Annotated in this window: 17 protein-coding genes and 1 pseudogene; 14 read left to right on the forward strand and 4 right to left on the reverse strand. The window is 45.7% G+C overall.

All coding sequences use genetic code 11. The features are described 5' to 3' along the window. Positions 1-2 precede the first annotated feature (2 nt). Genes glyQ through LZG75_RS00145 form a run of 4 tightly spaced genes read left to right on the forward strand, consistent with a single transcriptional unit; the run spans position 3 to position 4,324 of the window. On the forward strand, positions 3-884 hold the full coding sequence (gene glyQ, locus LZG75_RS00130) for a glycine--tRNA ligase subunit alpha (protein ID WP_233924574.1): 882 nt from the start codon (positions 3-5) through the stop codon (positions 882-884). Beyond that, complete coding sequence (glyS, locus tag LZG75_RS00135; protein WP_370635203.1) at positions 881-3,022, forward strand: glycine--tRNA ligase subunit beta; 2,142 nt, start codon at positions 881-883, stop codon at positions 3,020-3,022. Before glyQ ends, glyS begins: the two co-directional genes overlap by 4 nt. Next, complete coding sequence (gmhB, locus tag LZG75_RS00140; protein ID WP_233924571.1) at positions 3,019-3,585, forward strand: D-glycero-beta-D-manno-heptose 1,7-bisphosphate 7-phosphatase; 567 nt, start codon at positions 3,019-3,021, stop codon at positions 3,583-3,585. Before glyS ends, gmhB begins: the two co-directional genes overlap by 4 nt. Position 3,586: 1 nt before the next feature. Then, positions 3,587-4,324 carry a lysophospholipid acyltransferase family protein gene (locus tag LZG75_RS00145; RefSeq protein ID WP_233924570.1) on the forward strand — a complete coding sequence of 246 codons (738 nt, stop codon included), beginning with the start codon at positions 3,587-3,589 and terminating at the stop codon, positions 4,322-4,324. A 26-nt stretch (positions 4,325-4,350) separates the two neighbouring features. Here LZG75_RS00145 and rsmA read toward each other — a convergent pair whose 3' ends face one another. The 4 genes from rsmA to LZG75_RS00165 are packed head-to-tail and all read right to left on the reverse strand — an operon-like array spanning position 4,351 to position 10,120. Continuing rightward, positions 4,351-5,166 (reverse strand): 16S rRNA (adenine(1518)-N(6)/adenine(1519)-N(6))-dimethyltransferase RsmA, encoded by an 816-nt coding sequence (gene rsmA, locus LZG75_RS00150; RefSeq protein ID WP_233924569.1) that lies wholly within the window; start codon positions 5,164-5,166, stop codon positions 4,351-4,353. Beyond that, the gene (gene pdxA / locus LZG75_RS00155; RefSeq protein WP_233934712.1) at positions 5,150-6,169 is read right to left on the reverse strand and encodes a 4-hydroxythreonine-4-phosphate dehydrogenase PdxA; all 1,020 of its coding nucleotides are present in this window, start codon (positions 6,167-6,169) and stop codon (positions 5,150-5,152) included. Before pdxA ends, rsmA begins: the two co-directional genes overlap by 17 nt. Beyond that, entirely contained in the window at positions 6,153-7,676 is a 1,524-nt protein-coding gene (locus tag LZG75_RS00160; RefSeq protein WP_233934713.1) for a peptidylprolyl isomerase, read from the reverse strand. The genes pdxA and LZG75_RS00160 overlap by 17 nt, the downstream gene beginning before the upstream one ends. Next, on the reverse strand, positions 7,673-10,120 hold the full coding sequence (locus LZG75_RS00165; RefSeq protein ID WP_233934714.1) for an LPS-assembly protein LptD: 2,448 nt from the start codon (positions 10,118-10,120) through the stop codon (positions 7,673-7,675). The genes LZG75_RS00160 and LZG75_RS00165 overlap by 4 nt, the downstream gene beginning before the upstream one ends. A gap of 33 nt (positions 10,121-10,153) precedes the next feature. Between LZG75_RS00165 and LZG75_RS00170 the strand changes: the two genes are divergently transcribed. The 10 genes and pseudogenes from LZG75_RS00170 to ruvB all read left to right on the forward strand — a co-directional run bounded on the left by LZG75_RS00170 (position 10,154) and on the right by ruvB (position 19,646). Beyond that, entirely contained in the window at positions 10,154-11,143 is a 990-nt protein-coding gene (locus LZG75_RS00170; RefSeq protein WP_233924668.1) for an aminoglycoside phosphotransferase family protein, read from the forward strand. Beyond that, positions 11,143-11,910, forward strand: coding sequence for an N-acetylmuramate alpha-1-phosphate uridylyltransferase MurU (gene murU / locus LZG75_RS00175; RefSeq protein WP_233934715.1), 768 nt, complete (start codon positions 11,143-11,145; stop codon positions 11,908-11,910). The genes LZG75_RS00170 and murU overlap by 1 nt, the downstream gene beginning before the upstream one ends. A 3-nt stretch (positions 11,911-11,913) precedes the next feature. Continuing rightward, a complete protein-coding gene (locus tag LZG75_RS00180; RefSeq protein ID WP_233934716.1) occupies positions 11,914-13,296 on the forward strand; it encodes an aminopeptidase P N-terminal domain-containing protein in 1,383 nt (460 codons plus the stop codon). Continuing rightward, complete coding sequence (locus tag LZG75_RS00185) at positions 13,293-14,486, forward strand: FAD-dependent monooxygenase (protein WP_233934717.1); 1,194 nt, start codon at positions 13,293-13,295, stop codon at positions 14,484-14,486. Before LZG75_RS00180 ends, LZG75_RS00185 begins: the two co-directional genes overlap by 4 nt. A 107-nt stretch (positions 14,487-14,593) precedes the next feature. Further along, on the forward strand, positions 14,594-15,610 hold the full coding sequence (gene dusB, locus LZG75_RS00190; protein WP_233934718.1) for a tRNA dihydrouridine synthase DusB: 1,017 nt from the start codon (positions 14,594-14,596) through the stop codon (positions 15,608-15,610). Positions 15,611-15,620: 10 nt separating this feature from the next. Next, entirely contained in the window at positions 15,621-15,860 is a 240-nt protein-coding gene (locus LZG75_RS00195) for a helix-turn-helix domain-containing protein (protein WP_233924562.1), read from the forward strand. A 20-nt stretch (positions 15,861-15,880) separates the two neighbouring features. Then, entirely contained in the window at positions 15,881-17,473 is a 1,593-nt protein-coding gene (gene purH, locus LZG75_RS00200; protein WP_233934719.1) for a bifunctional phosphoribosylaminoimidazolecarboxamide formyltransferase/IMP cyclohydrolase, read from the forward strand. A gap of 4 nt (positions 17,474-17,477) precedes the next feature. Then, positions 17,478-17,936: pseudogene (gene ruvC / locus LZG75_RS00205) on the forward strand (crossover junction endodeoxyribonuclease RuvC); the annotation flags it as partial. A gap of 24 nt (positions 17,937-17,960) precedes the next feature. Next, entirely contained in the window at positions 17,961-18,551 is a 591-nt protein-coding gene (gene ruvA / locus LZG75_RS00210; RefSeq protein WP_233934720.1) for a Holliday junction branch migration protein RuvA, read from the forward strand. 27 nt (positions 18,552-18,578) lie between these two features. Then, the gene (ruvB, locus tag LZG75_RS00215) at positions 18,579-19,646 is read left to right on the forward strand and encodes a Holliday junction branch migration DNA helicase RuvB (RefSeq protein WP_233934721.1); all 1,068 of its coding nucleotides are present in this window, start codon (positions 18,579-18,581) and stop codon (positions 19,644-19,646) included. Positions 19,647-19,650 lie beyond the last annotated feature (4 nt).

The raw sequence follows: 19,650 nt of genomic DNA on the forward strand, positions 1-19,650 counted from the left end.
TAATGCTTACTTTTCAGCAAATTATTCTTCAACTCCAGGAATACTGGGATCAGCAAGGCTGCGCCTTGTTGCAACCGATCGACCTCGAGGTTGGCGCGGGTACTTCCCATACGGCCACCTTTCTGCGTGCAATTGGGCCTGAGCCGTGGAAGGCAGCTTACGTTCAACCATCACGCCGACCAAAGGATGGACGCTATGGTGAAAATCCAAATCGTCTACAGCACTACTATCAATTTCAAGTAGTTCTAAAGCCAGCTCCTGACAATATTTTAGATTTATATTTGGGCTCCTTAAAAGCCTTGGGGCTTGATTTACAAAAAAATGATGTGCGCTTTGTTGAGGATGATTGGGAAAATCCCACCTTGGGATCTTGGGGTTTAGGTTGGGAGGTTTGGCTAAATGGCATGGAAGTAACCCAATTCACGTATTTTCAGCAAGTGGGTGGCCTTGACTGCAAACCCGTATTAGGCGAAATTACTTATGGCATTGAGCGCTTAGCCATGTATATCCAAAATTGTGCCAATGTATTTGATTTAGTCTGGACTAAGGGCCTAAGTTACGGTGATGTGTACCATCAAAATGAAGTAGAGCAATCCGCCTATAACTTCGAACACGCCAATACCGAATTACTGTTTAGCCATTTTGCTAACTATGAAAATGAAGCTAAGCGCCTCATTGCAGTACCGCTTGCCCTGCCTGCATATGAAATGGTTTTGAAAGCCGCACATACTTTTAATCTTTTAGATGCCCGTGGCGCCATTTCTGTAACTGAACGAGCTACTTATATTGGCCGTATTCGCAATTTATCACGCGCAGTTGCGCAAGCCTATTTTGAGGCTCGCGAAAAGCTTGGTTTTCCAATGGTTCACACGAACGCAAAATGATGTTAGAGCCAAACGCAACCTTAATTTTGGAAGTATTTACAGAAGAGTTGCCACCAAAATCCTTATCTAAACTGAGTGATGCTTTTACTAGTGCTATTTTTAACTCACTAAAAAAGGCCCAGCTATTAAGCGCAGACTCAAAGCCTATTAGCTTTGCCAGTCCCCGTCGCTTAGCAGTGCAAATTAATGGCGTGCTTAATCAAGCCTCTGACTATGCTGTACGGGAAAAAATATTGCCAACTAGTATCGCTTTTGATAGTGCCGGCAAGCCCACTGCGCCGCTCTTAAAAAAATTGGCTTCGCTGGGTTCTGCTGATATCGATCTCAACACCTTAGAGCGGTCTGGCGAAGGTAAAAATGAAACACTCTTTTTAAATCTACAGGCAACTGGTGCGCAACTTACGCCTACCCTACAACTAGCGTTTGAATCTGCTTTGCAACAACTTCCTATTGCGAAAATGATGCATTACCAAGTCGCCCAAAAAAATGGGGACTTAAAAGATGTGGCTTTTGCTAGACCAGTTCACCGGATTCTTGCTCTGCACGGTAAAGTGCCCTTGCACCTAGAGGCACTTGGCATTACCGCAGACCAGCTAACCGAAGGACATCGCTTTCTTTCTAGCGGAGCGCTAAAACTAACGGCTGCTGACGATTATGAACGTGTCCTTGAAACCCAAGGCAAGGTTGTCGCCAATTTCGTACGTCGTCGTACCTTAATTCAACAGGGCCTTACTCAGGCGGCTGGCGATGATCTGGTGTTGATGCCGGATGCACTACTTGATGAAGTAACTGCTCTTGTAGAGTGGCCAGTAGTTTATTGCTGTCAATTCGATCCTGAATTTTTGGAAATTCCGCAAGAGTGCCTTATTTTGACAATGCAGACCAATCAAAAATATTTTGCCTTAACGGATCAACAAGGAAAATTACGTAATCGCTTTTTAATTGTTTCTAATATTGAAACCGTTGATCCCAGCGCGATTATTGCCGGCAATGAGCGCGTCATACGCCCCCGCTTAGCAGATGCGCGCTTCTTTTACAAACAAGATCAAAAGCGCTCTCTGCATTCTCGCCTCGATGACCTGAATAAAGTGGTTTATCAAAACCAGCTTGGTAGCCAACTCGAGCGCATGCGCAGGGTACAAGCAATTGCCCTCCAGATTGCCGCAGACTTGAATCGTCAGGGTCTAGCTATTAATACAGAATGGCTTAGTCGAGCTGCAGAAATTGCTAAGGCCGATTTACTTACTGACATGGTTGGGGAATTTCCCGAACTACAGGGCATTATGGGCCGCTATTATGCAGCGCTTGATGGTGAGGTTGCCGAGGTAGCAGCTGCTTGTGGCGAACACTACCAACCCCGTTTTGCAGGCGACTCACTACCCCGCTCATTAACTGGTACCGTTTTAGCCTTTGCTGACAAACTAGAGACATTAGTCGGTATTTGGGGTATTGGACTTGCGCCTACTGGCGATAAAGATCCTTATGCCTTAAGACGCAATGCGCTTGGTATTTGCCGTTTATTAGTAGAAAAGAATTTAGTAATTAATCTGCCAATCCAGATTGATTTTGCCCGCAGTCAATTTAAGCAAACTGAGGTAGCGCAAAAAGCGAATACCAGTGAAATTTATCAATTTATTGCGGATCGCTTTCCTGCCTATTTGCGTGATCAGGTAGGGCTTGGAGAGGCTTTTACTGCCCCTGAAATTGACGCCGTCTTAAGTCAAATGCCACCTTATTTCAATGATGTTATTACGCGTTTACAAGCTTTGCGCCAATTTAATGCTTTACCTGAGGCTGCTCAACTAGCTGCAGCTAATAAACGCATTAGTCATATCCTCAAGAAAACCCATACGCCGATACCAACTAATTACGCGCCAAAACTACTCGTTCTACCTGCAGAAATTGTGCTTGCAAAAAGCCTAGAAGCCATCCATACCAATCTCGATTTGGCTTATCAGGCCGGAGAATTTGTTGCTTGCTTACAAATTTTAGTTTCTCTGGCGCAACCCATTGATCAATTTTTTGCTGATGTGATGGTGATGGATCCGCAGCCAGAGCTGCGAGATAATCGCTTGGCCTTATTACAACAATTGCATCAAAAAATGAATTTGGTTGCCGATCTCGGTAAATTGGCATGAACCAGCACGCTCCTAAATTAATTATCCTCGATCGTGATGGTGTGATTAATGTCGATCGCGATGACTACGTTAAATCTGCGCAAGAATGGGAGCCCCTTCCAGGAAGTCTTGAAGCCTTAGCCCTACTTACTCAAGCTGGTTACCGCATTGTTATTGCCACCAATCAGTCGGGTATTGGCCGCGGCTTTTATACCCTCCAAGACTTGCAAGTAATGCATCAGAAAATGGCTGATCTGCTTACTCCACTAGGCGGTAGGATTGATAGTATTTTCTTCTGCCCTCACGTTGACGCCGATCATTGCAACTGCCGTAAACCATTGCCCGGCATGTATCTAGAAATAGCTGCGCGTTATCGTCCTGGCGCTAACGAGCCTGTGCTGGCCGACATACCTGTTGTAGGTGATTCGCTACGTGATTTGTTACCTGCAAGTACCTTAGGAGCCCAACTAAATTTAGTCCTAACTGGTAAAGGTAACTTGACCTTGGCTACCGGTGGGCTGCCTGCGAATACAGCAGTCTATGAAAACTTACTCGCCTTTACTCACGAACACTTAAGGATTTAGCGTGATTTGGCTTAAATCAAGCGCGTTTTTTATTTTTCTGCTGCTCTTTACGCTTTTTTTTGGCGGCTTATGCGTCATTATTTTTCCCTTTATGCCGGTTTATAAGCGTTATCAATTTGTTAGTCGGTGGAACAAAATTGTTTTAGTGGTGCTAGAACATCTTTGTGGTATTCGTTATCAAATTAAAGGAATGGAGCACGTAACAAACTCCCGCGATTTACCCGTTGTTGTTTTAAGTAAGCATCAATCTGCTTTTGAAACAATCGCTTTTATTGCTATTTTTCCAAAGCATTTATGTTTTGTCTTTAAACGCGAATTGCTCTGGCTACCTTTTTTTGGATGGGCTCTGGGCATGTTGAATATGATTCATATCAATCGCTCTAATCGCGAAACTGCAGCCATTTCAGTCGCTAACCAGGGACGTCAACGCCTCCGTGATGGTAATTGGATTTTAATCTTCCCTGAGGGTACTCGCACTCCTACTGGTTCACACCGTCCCTATCGGAAAGGTGGCGCACGGCTAGCGGTTGCGACCAATGCAAGTGTTATTCCAGTAGCCCACAATAGTGGTCGAGTATGGCCACGTAATAGTTTTTTAAAGTATCCAGGTTTAGTGACGATTTCAATTGGGCCGTTGATTTCCTCTGCTGGCAAAACGGGAGAGCAACTCAATACAGAAGTTGAAAATTGGATTGAAGCGGAAATGCTCAAAATTGATCCGAGCGCTTATACAAAATAAAGGCTGCTGTTAAGGCATTGCTTTTATTAAGTCTGCACTAAACGGCAAGCCCACTCGATATATTGAGCTACGGGTATATCTTGAGCGCGGAGTTTGAGATCTGAGTCACTTAAAGCCAAGCGTTCGCTATAACTCTGTAAATTAGTACGTAACATCTTGCGGCGCTGCGAAAATGCCGCCGCAACGATTTTTTCTAAAGCCCGCCATTCATCTTGATTTAAAGAAAATTGCTGCCGTGGAATCATGCGGACAACAGCTGAATTCACCTTAGGTTGAGGCTCAAAAGCAGTGGGCGGTACTGCTAAGACTTGCTCCAGGTGGTAACGCGCTTGCAGCATGACCGATAGTCGACTAAAGTCTGCACCACCGTCTACTGCTACCATGCGGGCAACGACTTCAGCCTGCAACATAAATACTTGTTCATTGATGAAGGGGGCCACTGAAAGCAAATGAAACAATAAGGGTGATGATATGTTGTAAGGTAAATTACCGACAATCAGACGAGGTCTGCTTTGAGGCAGCGTTTTTTCTTGGCTATTTTCCTTGGTCTTTGAATTCGAATGTTTAGCCCAATTCACAAAATCAAACTTTAGTGCGTCGCCTTCGATAATTTCAATTCCTGGTATGTTTTTTGCCCGCCAATAGGCGACTAAATCACGGTCGATTTCCAGTAAATCTAAGTGGTCAACTTGGTTTAGTAGCGGCAAGGTTAGCGCCCCCAAGCCCGGTCCAACTTCTATGATCTGTGCATCGGCACTCGGGTTGATGATGTTGATAATGGCATGGATAACCCCGTCATCTTTTAAAAAATTTTGGCCGAAACGCTTACGGGCGTGATGCATGAGATTTATTCTGCGCGCGCTGCTGAGCTAATTGAAACGCTAAACGCAAAGCCTCTAGCATACTGCTAGCATCAGCCAAACCTTGCCCAGCCAGATTAAGTGCAGTACCGTGATCTACTGAAGTACGGATGATTGGCAAGCCTAAAGTAACATTAACGCCACTGCCAAAGGCTGCAAATTTAAATGGTGCAAGACCTTGATCGTGATACATCGCTAAAAAAACATCATATGCAGATAAATTACGTGGGTTAAATAAGGCATCAGCTGGAATCGGCCCCGTAACCGCAATTCCTTTTTGTTGGGCCGCCAAAATAGCCGGAGCAATAATAGTGATTTCTTCCTGCCCCAAATACCCGCCCTCGCCAGCATGTGGATTTAAGCCGGCTACGGCAATGCGTGGTTGTTCGATTGCAAACCAAGTCTGTAAATCCTGCTGCAAAATATCTATTGTTTTTACTAAGGTCTCTCGATGAAGAGCTGCAGGGACTTCCTGTATTGGTAAATGCGTCGTTGCTAAAGCCACACGTAATGGATTTGACCTTGCCAGACCCAAGATGCCTGCTGGTATATTCGCACATAGCATCATCACCACTTGTGAACAATGGCACTGTTGGGCTAAATACTCGGTATGTCCAGAAAAAGGGATGCCCGCTTGATTGAGGATACTTTTTTGTATCGGCGCAGTAATCATGGCCCCAAAACGCCCTGACAAACAACCTGCTAGTGCATGATCTAACATGCTCAAAACATACGGTGCATTTTCTGGATTTAGTTGACCTGCGCTAGCTGGCGTTTTTAAAGAGATTGGCTCTAATCGTAATTGTTCCGACCAAGGCAGCGGTTTTTTTTGCTCAATCGCTTTAAATAAACTAGGGTCACCTAATAAGGTAATACTTACCGCATCATTTTCTTGGAGAAATTGTTTGGCTGCTGCTAAAGCAATTTCTGGGCCGATGCCAGCAGGCTCGCCCGTAGTAATGACAAGCTCAAGGGGCAGCGACATTATCGGTATTAATTAATTTCACTGTAGCGTTATCGCGAAGTTGGCGCACCCAATCTTGATATGCTTGCTCAATCTTCCGTTCACGTAGTGCCGCTTTGGCAAATTGACGTTGTTTATCTACTGTTAGCTGCGCTTCTCGTCGCTCGACCACTTGAATTAAGTGCCAACCAAATTGACTTTTAACTGGGCTACTAACCTCTCCAATTTGTAAACGGTTCATGGCTTGTTCAAATTCAGGCACTAAATCGCCAGGCCCCATCCATCCCAATAAGCCGCCGTTAGCAGCCGAGCCGTCTTCAGAAAACTTTTTTGCTAGCTCACCAAAGTCACCTGTCTTCGCTTTTATCTGTTCACGAAAACCATTCAACTTTCTTTCAGCATCGGCATCGCTAAAACCTGCTCGAGGACGAGCTAAAATATGACGAGCCAAAGTTTGGGTCACCATGATATTTTGCGGGGCGGTAGGTTCCGCATTAGCAGACTCACTACTGGTAACTGCTGTGGTGTTTATTGGGGGGCGTTCAGATAAAGAACGGCGGTCTAAAACTTTTAAAATATGAAAACCAGCAGGGCTTTTAAGTACAGCAGTTGCCACTTGTCCTGAACCTAAATTACGGACTGATTCATAAAAAATTTGTGGCAATCGGTCTGGGGTTCGATAACCTAGCTCTTGAAATTTAATCTTCGAATCTTCTTTTGCTGCTTGAGCGCCAAGCTTCATAAAATCGATATCTCCGCGCGCAGTTTTCAAAATAGTCTCGGCTTTTTTTCGGGCCTCGGTTTGGGCTCCAAGCCCAGCGCTGGGATCGACCGGAATAAAAATCTGTGCCACATCAATTTCTTCGGGGCCAGAACCTGGCTTTATAGGCTCTTGATTTTGTGCGGGGGGAGAGTTTGCTGCTGCCGCCATCACTTGCATACGCTCGATAATATAATTATCCACTTCAGCATCAGAAATTTTAATTTGCCCCTCTACTTCACGATCGCGTAAACGCGCTAACACTACATCGCTGCGCAAAATATCGCGGTATTGTTTCAAGCTCATCCCATTTTGAATAACTTTTTCCCGAAACTCGGCGACGGTAAGTTTATTTTGTGCGGCAATTTTGCCAATGATCGCATCGAGCTCTTTGTCGGAAATAATAATTCCCGTACTTTCTGCCTCTTGAAGCATAATTTTTTCAACGATGAGACGTTCTAAAACCTCTTTACGAAAAGTGACTGGATCAGGTGGTTTTTTACCGCTCTTAATCATTTGAGCCTCAATCTCAATGACCCGATCATCAATATCCTTACGCGTGATATAGCCAGTATTCACAATTGCTGCTACGCCATCTAAATTACGCACTTTACTAGTAGGAGTAGGGCTTGCTGCGACTACTTTATTAGCCCCAGGAGGCGGGCTGGTTTTAGTACTATTTTGCGCAAAAGCCAAACCGCATCCAGCCATCAATGTGCTGAATGCAAGTCGATACAAGAGCGGTAATAAATAGGTCTTTACAATCACTTATAGTTTTCAAAAGAGGATGGTGGCAAGGCCTGAGGTGCCGGTTTATATCCGGGAATATTTAGTTTCATGATGTCAACTGGGTTGTTACCAATACCGCCAAAACCTTTAAATTCTAGTTGGAATAAAATTTGGGTATTCGTGGCCGCATTGGTTAATACTTGTGAATATGCCATGCGAATAGCCCAACAATCTTGGTCGTATTCTACTGCCGCCATGGTATTGAGGGTTTTACTAGCAAGGGCATCATACCCCCAACGTCCCATTAGCGAAACATGCTTGGTTATGGGCCATTGCCCATAAGCGCTATATTGGTCAGTGGTCGTGGCCCCAGCAGAAACGCCCGGCACCGGCACCGTCCAGACATTACGATATCCAAAGTTAATTAAGCGTCCAGGCGTTGGGTTCCACCCTGCCCCAACGCTTGATTGCACAAAGCGGCTAAGCTGGGTATTGAATTGCCCAAATAGATCAAGATTAAAGTTTCCGGGTAAGCGCACCGTACCTGCACCTAAAGTATCAGAATAGGTGGAAGGATTTTGCACGGTGGTTGAGGTTGACACTTTTTGCCCCTGAAATTGCTGTTGCTGAGCTACTATGACAGTGGCTCGCTCTGCCCCAGTTTGGGCGTCCAGTAAACGACTGGTTATACCCAAAGTGGCTTTATTGGCATCGGATACGCGGTCATTACCAATAAACGTATTGGGGGCAAATATTTGTGAAATACCAAAACCTTGGTCGCCTGTATCAAAGTTAGGCACATTGCTTTGGTTCACATAAGGGGTGTAAACATAATAAGCGCGAGGCTCTACTGTTAATAACATGTCTCGACCAAAAAACCCCTTTAATTCTGTGGCTTCTCGCTCAAATGCCATGCCACTATCTAGGGTAATAGTGGGAATAATAAAACCTTGTGCTGGGGCAGCGCCTGGGGTTGAAGAAACTGCGCTGTAATTATTTGCCTGAAAAAAGATCTTGGGGGTAAGGTAATATCCAGGCGTAGTTTGTGAAGCACTAATGCCCCCCTTTATTACGCTACGCGAAGCATCACTATAAGGGCCAGGCGCTGTACCGGCTAAATTGCCAGCTATGTTGTATTGAAAGCGCGTGAAATCGGCATTGAAATATGCATCGGGCCCTTTAAATGTTCCAGTAGTAGGTAAATTTAAAAAGTTATTTTTAATATACGAGGCTTTTATTTCAGGCAAAATATTATATGGCGCGCCTACAATGCTCGCGGGATCAGGCTGTAAAGTTTGAAAAGTTAAAGTGCGGGCCGTGAAATTCCAACCCGTTAATGCACTATTTCCCGGCATCGCGAAGCTCGTGCCAATCTCTTGGCGAAATTGCGTTGATACGGCTGCTGCGATTGAGCGTGAAAAATCAATTGGATAGGTGTTGTCAGAAACTTTAGCCACATTAGCGTAGGCATTCCATCCTGGCAAAATTGCCTCGCGATGTTGTAAGTCATATTTCCAACGTAAGGAGTTAGTTAGCCGATCATTCAGAATATCGGCTTGTAAAGCGCCAGTATATTTTGGTTCTAGGTAACGTAAATTCCCACCCAACTGCAGACCGCGATTACTCATATAGCGAGGCAAAATTAATAAGTCACGATTCGGCGCAATGTCCATATAGTAAGGCTCGGTTACATCGATGCCATTGGTAGTGCTATAGCCAGCGACAGGCGCTAAAAATCCAGAGCGACGTTGATTTGATGTAGGCAAACTAATGTAAGGCAGATACAGCATTGGTACATCAAAAAATCGCATTACCCCATCTTTAACCGTCATAGTGCGCTGCTCTTGATCTAGATCAAGTTGACTAGCACTGAAATACCAATCGAGATTATCTGGTGCGCAGGTGGTGTAAATGGGTTGTTCTAATTGATAGGTGTCGGCAGACGCTACGGTTAATTTTTTCGCCCGCCCGCGGACGCGGCTATCACGAAACTCATATGTCAGATCCTCCATCCCACCCTCGCGAGCGTCTACGCGCAACCGCGCTTTGGGCCCCATGAAAACAGCAGAATCTTTGACTAACTCTACATTGCCAATTAAGTTGGCTGTGTCGGAATCGGGATCATACGTAATTTGATCAGCTTTCATTACGGTTCCGCCGCGACGAATTTGTGCCCGCCCCTGCAATTTCATTTCGCGCTCGACTACTCCATCGATCGCATCGCTAGCCGTAAAAGTTAGCGCTTGATCATCGGGAATGGGTTTGCCAAGGCGCAATTGATCATCAAATTTCAAGCCCTTTTGATAGCCTTTATCGGGAAATAAAGTAGTTACTGTTGGGGTAGCAGCAGGGGGTGGAATGACCGCAGTTTGGGCCATGGTTTCGGCTGCCAAACGTAATAAAGTCGCACCCAAAATCAATCGTACGCTGGGTGCAAAATGAACGGGGGCGCAAAGGCCGGCGCGACGGCGATAATGACTCATAAATCTAGACTCGACTTATTATACGAACCGACCATGCTTGACTCTCGCTTATCTGCACTAGGCCAATGGCTAGGGGCTTTAGCCATCCCCTGGCAGCTCGATCTGGACTCTTTGGCGCCAGCTTCGGCAGATGCTAGCTTTCGCCGCTACTTCCGCATTCGGTCTACAAAGGCCAATTATCCAACTCTGATTGTGATGGATGCGCCACCCGATAAAGAATCCATTGAACCCTTTATTAGAGTAGCGCGTTTATTTGCCGAGGCCCAATTAAATGTACCCCAAATTTTGGCTGAAAATTCACCAGCTGGCTTTCTCTTACTCAGCGATTTGGGCAGCACCACGTATTTAGATGCGCTGACACCAAACAATGCTGACAAACTGTATCGCGAGGCAATCACAGCCTTAGTGCAATTGCAATTAGCTAGCCAAGCAAATATCTTGCCAAATTACGATAGCGAACTTTTGCAACGCGAACTCGATTTATTTCCCGAGTGGTATTTGCTGCGTCATCTACAAATGAATTTCAATTCTAAACAGCAAGACCAATTAAGTGCTTGCTTTAATCTCCTCATAAAAAATAATTTAGCGCAAAGCAAGGTCTTCGTCCATCGTGACTATCATTCACGCAATTTAATGCTCTCGCCGCATCACAGCCCCGGAATTTTAGATTTTCAAGATGCGGTTTATGGGCCTATTACTTACGACTTAACTTCACTTTTACGCGATGCTTATATTCAATGGCCAGATGAAAAAGTGCTTGATTGGATGATTTTTTACTGGGAAACTGCACGAGAGGTTGGCTTAGCGGTGCCACCAGACTTTGGGGATTTTTTTCGTGACTTTGAATGGATGGGCTTACAACGTCACTTAAAAATTTTAGGCATTTTTGCCCGCCTAAATTATCGCGATGGAAAAAATGCTTACCTAAAAGATATTCCGCTGGTGTTGCACTATGCGCAAAATGTTGCCAATCGATATATCGAATTTAAGCCCCTTGCGCATCTTCTTGCAGCGCTGCACTAATGGTTAATATTGGCTCTATGGATCCACCAATTCCTTGTTTATTGCTCGCTGCTGGTCGCGGTGAGCGAATGCGTCCGTTAACTGATGTCTTACCAAAACCCCTCCTCGAGGTTCAAGGTAAATCATTATTAACTTGGCATCTCGAAACTTTGCAGAATTCTGGCATCGAACGGGTTGTTATTAATCTTGCCTGGTTGGGTGAAAAAATTAGCGCTGCACTGGGTACAGGTGCAGACTTTGGTTTACACATTGATTATTCGCCCGAAGAGGAAGCCCTTGAAACAGCGGGGGGCATTTGCCAGGCTTTACCCATTTTGGCTCCTGCAGATTATTTTATTGTGATGAATGGCGATGTTTTTTGCCCTGGCTTTCCACTAGCGCAGTTATTAGCTTTTATAAAGACCATGCGCTTAGCGCATGAACAGCAATTGGCTCACCTCATTCTGGTCCCCAATCCTAGCCAACATCCTACTGGCGATTTTTATCTACAAAGGGGTAAAGTGTGGGCAGAGGAGCTTAAAACCTTGGCGGGAGAGGCTAAAGAAAGCCAATTAGGTCAGCCGGCTGAGCGCTTAACTTTCTCAGGTCTTGGCATTTACCATCGCGACCTATTTAAAGGTTTAATACGAGGTGAAAAGGCTAAATTAGCACCTTTACTAGTAGCCGCCATGGCACAAAACCAAGTGACCGGTGAAAAATATTTGGGTTCATGGCACGATGTAGGGAGCCCTGCCCGCCTGAACGAGCTAAATCAGGGTTCCAAATAAATCATGAGCCAACTTCATACCTCCTTTAACCCGAGCATTTATGCAGCTCGACGCGCCCGTCTCGCCGAACTAATGCGCCAACACACCGGTGGTGGCTTAGCCTTAATTGCGACTGCGCCAGAGGCCTTTCGTAATCGGGATAGCGATTATCCGTACCGCCATGACAGTGATTTTTTCTACCTCACTGGCTTTGATGAGCCTGGTGCTACTTTGGCCTTAAACGTGAGCGGGACTCAACTTGAAACCCATTTATTTTGTCGACCTAAAGACCCCGAGCGAGAAATTTGGGATGGTTGGCGTTTAGGGCCCGAGGCAGCACCTGAAAAACTGGGGGTTGATTTTGCCCACGCCAATCAAGCTCTTGATACCAAGCTGCCCGAATTAATTGCCGATCAAACTGCCTTATATACCCGCTTAGCGAATAGTGCTGAAAATGATCGTCGGGTGCGCTATTGGATTGAACAGGTGCGCCAACAGGCACGGGCGGGAGTCAATGCGCCATCCCAGTTACATGACATTGAGGCTTTGGTACATGAAATGCGTCTGCTTAAAAGCGTCGATGAAATTGCCACCATGCGCCAAGCGGCGGCAATTTCTGCAAGAGCCCACTTGCGGGCAATGCAAAAGTGTCGCGCCGGTATGTACGAATACCAAATTGAAGCTGAGTTATTACATGAATTTCGCCATAGCGGCGCGCAAAGCGTTGCCTATAACAGCATTGTGGCTACGGGAGCAAATGCCTGCGTCTTACATTACCGTGCCGGCGCGACAGAATTGCGTAATGGCGAGCTTTGCTTGATTGATGCAGGCTGTGAATTAGATGGCTATGCATCCGATATCACCCGTACCTTTCCGGTCAATGGAGTTTTTTCTGGTCCACAAAGGGCTTTGTATGACATTACCCAGACAGCCCAAGCAGCAGCAATTGCTGCTGCTCTTGTCGGCAATACTTTTATACAACCACACGAAGCTGCTTTGCGCGTTCTAACCCAAGGTTTAATTGACGAAAAACTCATTGCATTAAGTGAAGTTGGATCACTTGACAATGCCCTTGAGCTTGCTGCTTATAAGCCTTTTTATATGCATCGCACCAGCCATTGGTTAGGCATGGATGTTCATGATGTCGGCTCTTATCGTGAGCCTAGCGAAGATCTTACGCAAAATAAGCAAGATAAACCTTGGCGCAAGCTACAAGCAGGAATGGTCATTACCGTTGAGCCTGGTTTATATATTCGTCCTTCTGCCACTGTGCCTGAAGCGTTTTGGAATATCGGTATTCGGATTGAAGATGACGCGGTCATTACAGCACAGGGTTGCGATTTAATTTCTCGGGGTGTGCCGGTACTTGCAAACGAAATTGAACGCACGATGCGTGAGTCTGAGTGAAATCAAATTTGAATTCCCTAACTTGGGATGTAGTGATTCAAGGTGGTGGGCCTGTTGGCCTGGCTTGTGCCGCTTGGTGCCTTCAACAATTACCAACTTTAAAATTAGCATTAATTGATCGTAATCCGCGTACTGATGAAGCGCTAGAAAATGGTGATAAACGTAGTGATACTCGTGGCATTGCGCTTTCCCACGGTAGTAAATTATTACTTGAGACGATTCATGCTTGGCCAACCAATTGCCCTGAAATTCATCGCATCCACGTCTCGCAAGCGGGTCGCTTTGGTCGCGCCATCATGACTCGTGAAGAATTACATCAAGATGCGCTCGGTCATATTGCGCGCTATCGCGATATTCACCTTGCATTACGTCAGGCCTTACGCAAGCTACAACCATCTAGCCCGCACTTTTCTTGGATACACAGCAATGAAACGCCTGACCTAGCAAGTCAAGTCGAGTCGGCAGAGAGTGCTTGCGTGGTGCATGCCGAAGGTGGCTTATTTAATCAACAGGAGTGGATTGAAGCAGGTCGCAGTTACGATCAAAGCGCCCTTGTTGGATTAGTTGAAGTAGATCAACCACAAGCCCATCAGGCTTGGGAACGCTTTACTCCTGAAGGTCCGCTGGCCTTACTTCCAAGTCATGCGGGTGAGCATTTCTTGAATTTAGTTTGGTGCAGTACGCCCAGTACTGCACAACAGCGTCTAGAACTCAATGAACCTGATTTTTTAGCCGCCCTGCAACGCCAATTCGGTAGCCGCTTGGGTCATTTCATTAGCGTACGTGAACGTCGCCTTTATGAACTCGGCTTAAATTATCGTAAAGAAGTTGCGGTTGATCATTCGGTATGGATTGGTAATGCTGCACAAACACTACATCCAGTAGCGGGTCAAGGTCTCAATTTAGGTTTGCGTGATGCCTACTTGTTAGCCGAAAAATTAGCTTGGTTTTTTTCTCGCCCAACGCACTTGGGCTCAGCTAATTCGGTAGCTGCCTTATTACAAGACTATGCCCGCACGCGCAATGCTGACCGCAAAACCACAATTGGTATTACCGATTTTCTTGCACGTGTTTTTACCTCTCAATTCTTGCCAGTCGTCTTCACTCGCGGTTTAGCCTTATCCGCTTTGCAATGGCTCCCGCCACTAAAAACAAGTTTGGCGCGCCAAATGATGTTTGGGCGGCGCTAAAAGAGGGTCGACCCGCCATTCTTTTTTGCTGCTTAAAATTTAAGCAGTTAACTCGCACACTATGCTAAAGTAACTGCCTACTTACTGCTTTTAGCTCAAGTCATTTCATGAAAATTGGTACCCACGAATTAAGCAATCAACTTTTTGTTGCCCCAATGGCGGGCGTAACCGATCGTCCTTTTAGACAGTTGTGCAAAAAACTGGGTGCTGGCTACGCTGTATCAGAAATGATTGCCTCGAATGTAACCTTGTGGAACAGCGAAAAAACCCAACGACGCGCGAATCATGTGGGTGAGTTTGCGCCTATTGCTGTGCAAATTGCTGGCGCTGACCCGCTCACGATGGCAGCAGCTGCCCGTATTAATGTTGCTCAAGGGGCGCAAATTATTGACATCAATATGGGATGTCCCGCTAAAAAGGTTTGTAACGTCGCGGCTGGCTCGGCGCTGATGAAGAATGAAATTCTCGTTGGAAAAATACTTGATGCTGTGATTCAAGCAGTTGGTGTTGGTCCTGATGCTGTGCCAGTGAGTTTAAAAATTCGTACCGGCTGGGATCGTGATCACAAAAATGCGCTCGCTATTGCCCGCATTGCTGAATCTGCTGGTATTAGTGTCTTAACTATTCATGGACGAACTCGAGCCGATCTATTTCACGGCTCTGCAGAGTATGATCAAATTACTGCAGTAAAAAATCAAGTCGGAATTCCGATCGTTGCCAATGGCGATATTGATAGTCCAGAAAAAGCCCTGGCAGTTTTAAAACAGACTAAAGCGGATGCCATCATGATTGGACGTGCCGCACAAGGTCGGCCTTGGATTTTTCGTGAAATCGAGCACTATCTCAAAACCGGCACCCTCCTACCTCCGCCCCAAATTACTGAAATTCAACAAATCATGAATGATCATTTGCTTGATCATTATGCTTTTTATGGCGAATATACTGGCTTACGAACTGCGCGCAAACACATTGGTTGGTATTGCAAAGGCTTGCGTAACTCACACGTTTTTCGGCAACGCATGAATACCGCTGATGATTGTCGTACCCAATTAGCCATGGTCAATGATTTTTTTGCAGAAATGCAAGTGCACTCTAATCATCTATTATTTCTTGAAGCTGCTTAATATTTTAACTATGCCTAATAAAAATCCCATTGCTGTCTGCGTACAAACCCACCTCCAAACTTATCTAGACGATCTCAAAGGTACAGCACCCAACGATGTCTATCAGATGGTCTTAAATGTAGTTGAAAAACCCCTGCTTGAAGTAGTCATGCACCATGCTAAGCAGAATCAATCGCTAGCTGCCCAATACCTTGGTCTGAATCGGAATACCCTACATAAAAAATTACGGCAATACCATTTAATTAAATAAGCCCATTTAAACTATTCACAATGATTCAAACCGCCCTACTTTCAGTCTCCGATAAAACGGGCATTGTGCCTTTAGCTAAGGCCCTGCATGAGCTTGGCGTCAAGTTAATTTCAACTGGTGGGACGGCAAAATTATTGGCCGAAAACAACATATCAGTGATTGAAGTAGCTGCTTTAACGCAGTTTCCAGAAATGCTCGATGGTCGAGTGAAAACTCTACACCCAATGGTCCATGGGGGTTTACTAGCAAGGCGCGATTCTGTTGAGCACATGGCAGCGCTGCAAAAACATGGCATTCAAACGATTGATCTCTTGGTTATTAATTTATATCCATTTAATGCCACCGTTGCAAAAGAAACTTGTGATTTTGCTGAGGCAGTAGAAAATATCGATATTGGCGGTCCTGCAATGTTGCGAGCGGCAGCAAAAAATCACCAAGATGTAACTGTATTAATTTCTCCCGATGATTATGAAGGCGTGTTGACTGAAATGCGTCAACAGCGCAACTCTGTTTCTTATGCTACTAATTTACGCTTAGCTAAAAAAGTGTTTGCTCATACAGCACAGTATGATGGCGCGATCGCGAACTACTTATCTGCTTTAGACGACCGCCTCGATCATCAGCAACGCTCGCTTTTCCCCAATACCTTACATTTAGCCTTTGAAAAAGTGCAAGAGATGCGTTACGGCGAAAACCCCCATCAAGCGGCTGCTTTTTATCGCGATATCAATCCAATTCCCGGTGCTTTAGCGAATTATCAGCAAATACAGGGCAAAGCCTTGTCATACAACAATATTGCCGATGCTGATGCAGCATGGGAATGTGTCAAAAGTTTTCTACCAGCACAAAACCACTTGGATACTAATTCGATCGCTTGTGTAATTGTTAAACATGCTAATCCGTGCGGAGTTGCGCTGGGTGCAAGCGCGCTTGAGGCTTATCAAAAAGCTTGGCAAACAGATCCAAGCTCAGCCTTTGGTGGCATCATTGCCCTAAATACGGTTTGTGATGGCGCAGCTGCTGCGGTAATTGCTAAGCAATTTGTTGAAGTGCTAATTGCCCCGAGCTTTACGGCTGAAGCAAAAGCGGTCTTTGCTAGCAAAGAAAATGTGCGCTTACTAGAAATTCCACTGGCAAATGCTACTAATACGTATGATTTTAAACGAGTTGGGGGTGGCCTTTTAGTACAAACTACTGATACAAAAAATTGTTCGCCTACTGAATTTAAGGTTGTTACCCAACGCCAGCCCAGCGCAGCAGAATTAGACGATTTATTATTTGCTTGGCGTATTGCTAAATTTGTGAAGTCCAATGCTATTGTGTATTGCGGTAATGGCATGTCTTTAGGCATCGGTGCGGGTCAAATGAGTCGCGTTGACTCAGCCCGTATTGCCAAAATTAAAGCCGAACATGCAGGCTTAAGTTTAATTGGCTCAGTCGTGGCTAGCGATGCTTTTTTTCCATTTCGCGACGGCCTTGATGTAGTAGTTGCGGCAGGTGCAACTAGTGTCATTCAGCCGGGTGGCAGCATGCGTGATGAGGAAATTATTGCGGCTGCGAATGAAACAGGCATTGCCATGGTCTTTACTGGCGTTCGCCATTTCCGTCACTAAGCCGATGCGTTGGATCGGTATCGACCCAGGCTTACGTACAACTGGATTTGGGATTATTGATGTTGATGGACAACAATTGCGCTATGTAGCATCAGGGACGATTCAAAGCGGCGATCCTAGTAAGGGCTTACCTGAAAGACTAGGCACCCTTTATGTGGGCATTACAGAAGTTTTAGACCAATACCATCCCGAGGCCGCAGCAATTGAAGAGGTCTTTTTGAATGTTAATCCCCGCTCGACTTTGATGTTGGGGCAAGCCCGTGGCGCTGTAATTGCTGCCCTAGTGGCGGCAAAACTACCCGTTGCAGAGTACAGTGCCTTACGTGTAAAGCAATCAATTGTTGGTACGGGTCGTGCTGCAAAAGCCCAAATACAAGACATGATTAAACGCTTATTACGCCTCAATCGCGCGCCTGGAACAGATGCCTCTGATGCCTTAGGGGTGGCAATTTGTGCTGCCCATCACTTCAAAGGATAATGGCTGTCTATGATTGGTCGAATTTACGGAACTCTGATTGCAATTCATCCGCCGCGGCTTTTAGTCGACTGCCAAGGTGTGGGCTATGAAATTGATGTACCAATGAGCACCCTGTATGGTTTACCCAAGCTCAATCAAATGGTCACCTTATTAACGCACTTTCAGGTTCGCGAAGATGCGCAACAGCTGTTTGGTTTTGCCACTGAAAATGAGCGCATGGCCTTTCGGGCTTTAATTAAAATAAGCGGGGTGGGTTCGCGCACCGCTTTAGCCCTGCTTTCTGGTATGAGTGTGAACGAGTTAGTACAAGCCATTGCTGCTCAAGAAACAATTCGCTTAACCCAAGTGCCCGGTATCGGCAAAAAAACCGCAGAGCGCCTGCTGCTTGAACTAAAAGGAAAGTTGGGGCCCGATTTAGGCATCGGTGTCGATGGTGCTAGCAGTTCTTCGATTACCCTAGCTAATAGCGAAGTACTACAAGCGCTTCTCTCCTTAGGTTATTCCGAAAAAGAGGCTCTCTTTGCTCTTAAGCAAATACCGCCTGATACCTCGGTTTCTGAGGGCATTCGCTTAGGCCTAAAATCACTTTCTAAAATTTAATTTCTCGCAAACGAATACACTGCTAGCATGGCAATCCATACTGATGACTTAAGTGCAGAACCCGAAGATGGTGGGATAGAGCGCATTGTCAGCGCAGCTGGTAATTCTGAAGCCCTATTTGAAAGGGCTCTCCGTCCCAAACAACTTGATGAGTATGTCGGCCAAACCAAAGCCCGCGAACAACTTGAAATTTTCATTACCGCCACCCGCGCGCGCCAAGAAGCGCTTGATCATGTTTTACTCTTTGGCCCGCCTGGGCTTGGAAAAACAACCTTAGCGCATATTATTGCCCGTGAACTAGGGGTCAACTTACGCCAAACTAGTGGGCCAGTACTTGATCGGCCTGGCGACCTAGCTGCTTTATTAACCAATCTCGAAACTAATGATGTCTTATTCATTGATGAGATTCATCGCCTTTCGCCCATTGTTGAAGAAATTTTGTATCCAGCCTTAGAAGATTACACCCTCGATATTATGATTGGCGAAGGCCCTGCGGCGCGCAGTGTGAAATTAGAGCTAAAACCCTTTACCTTAATTGGCGCAACCACCCGTGCAGGGATGTTAACCAACCCCTTACGCGATCGCTTTGGTATTGTCGCGCGACTGGAGTTCTACACCACTGAAGAATTAACCCGCATTATTGAACGTTCGGCCAATTTACTCAAAGCGAAAATTGATCCGGCAGGCTCGGTTGAAATTGCTCAGCGGGCTAGGGGTACGCCACGGGTTGCTAACCGCCTCTTGCGCAGGGTGCGTGATTTTGCCGAAGTAAAAGGTAGCGGCATCATTACCAAAGCAATTGCCGATGCTGCCCTACTCATGTTAGATGTTGATCCTAGTGGTTTTGACGTGATGGATCGCAAATTATTAGAAGCCGTTTTGTATAAATTTGATGGTGGCCCAGTAGGAATCGATAATTTAGCGGCGGCCATTGGCGAAGAACGCGATACGATCGAAGATGTTTTAGAGCCTTATTTAATTCAGCAGGGTTACTTACAGCGTACCTCGCGTGGCCGTATTGCAACGCGGTTAGCTTATGAGCACTTTGGTTTAACACCGCCAAATAATTCGGCTAATCTCGATTTACTGAGTTAGTAAT

Origin of the sequence: Polynucleobacter sp. IMCC30063 (assembly GCF_021395235.1) — a bacterium.
Classification (GTDB): Bacteria; Pseudomonadota; Gammaproteobacteria; order Burkholderiales; family Burkholderiaceae; genus Polynucleobacter.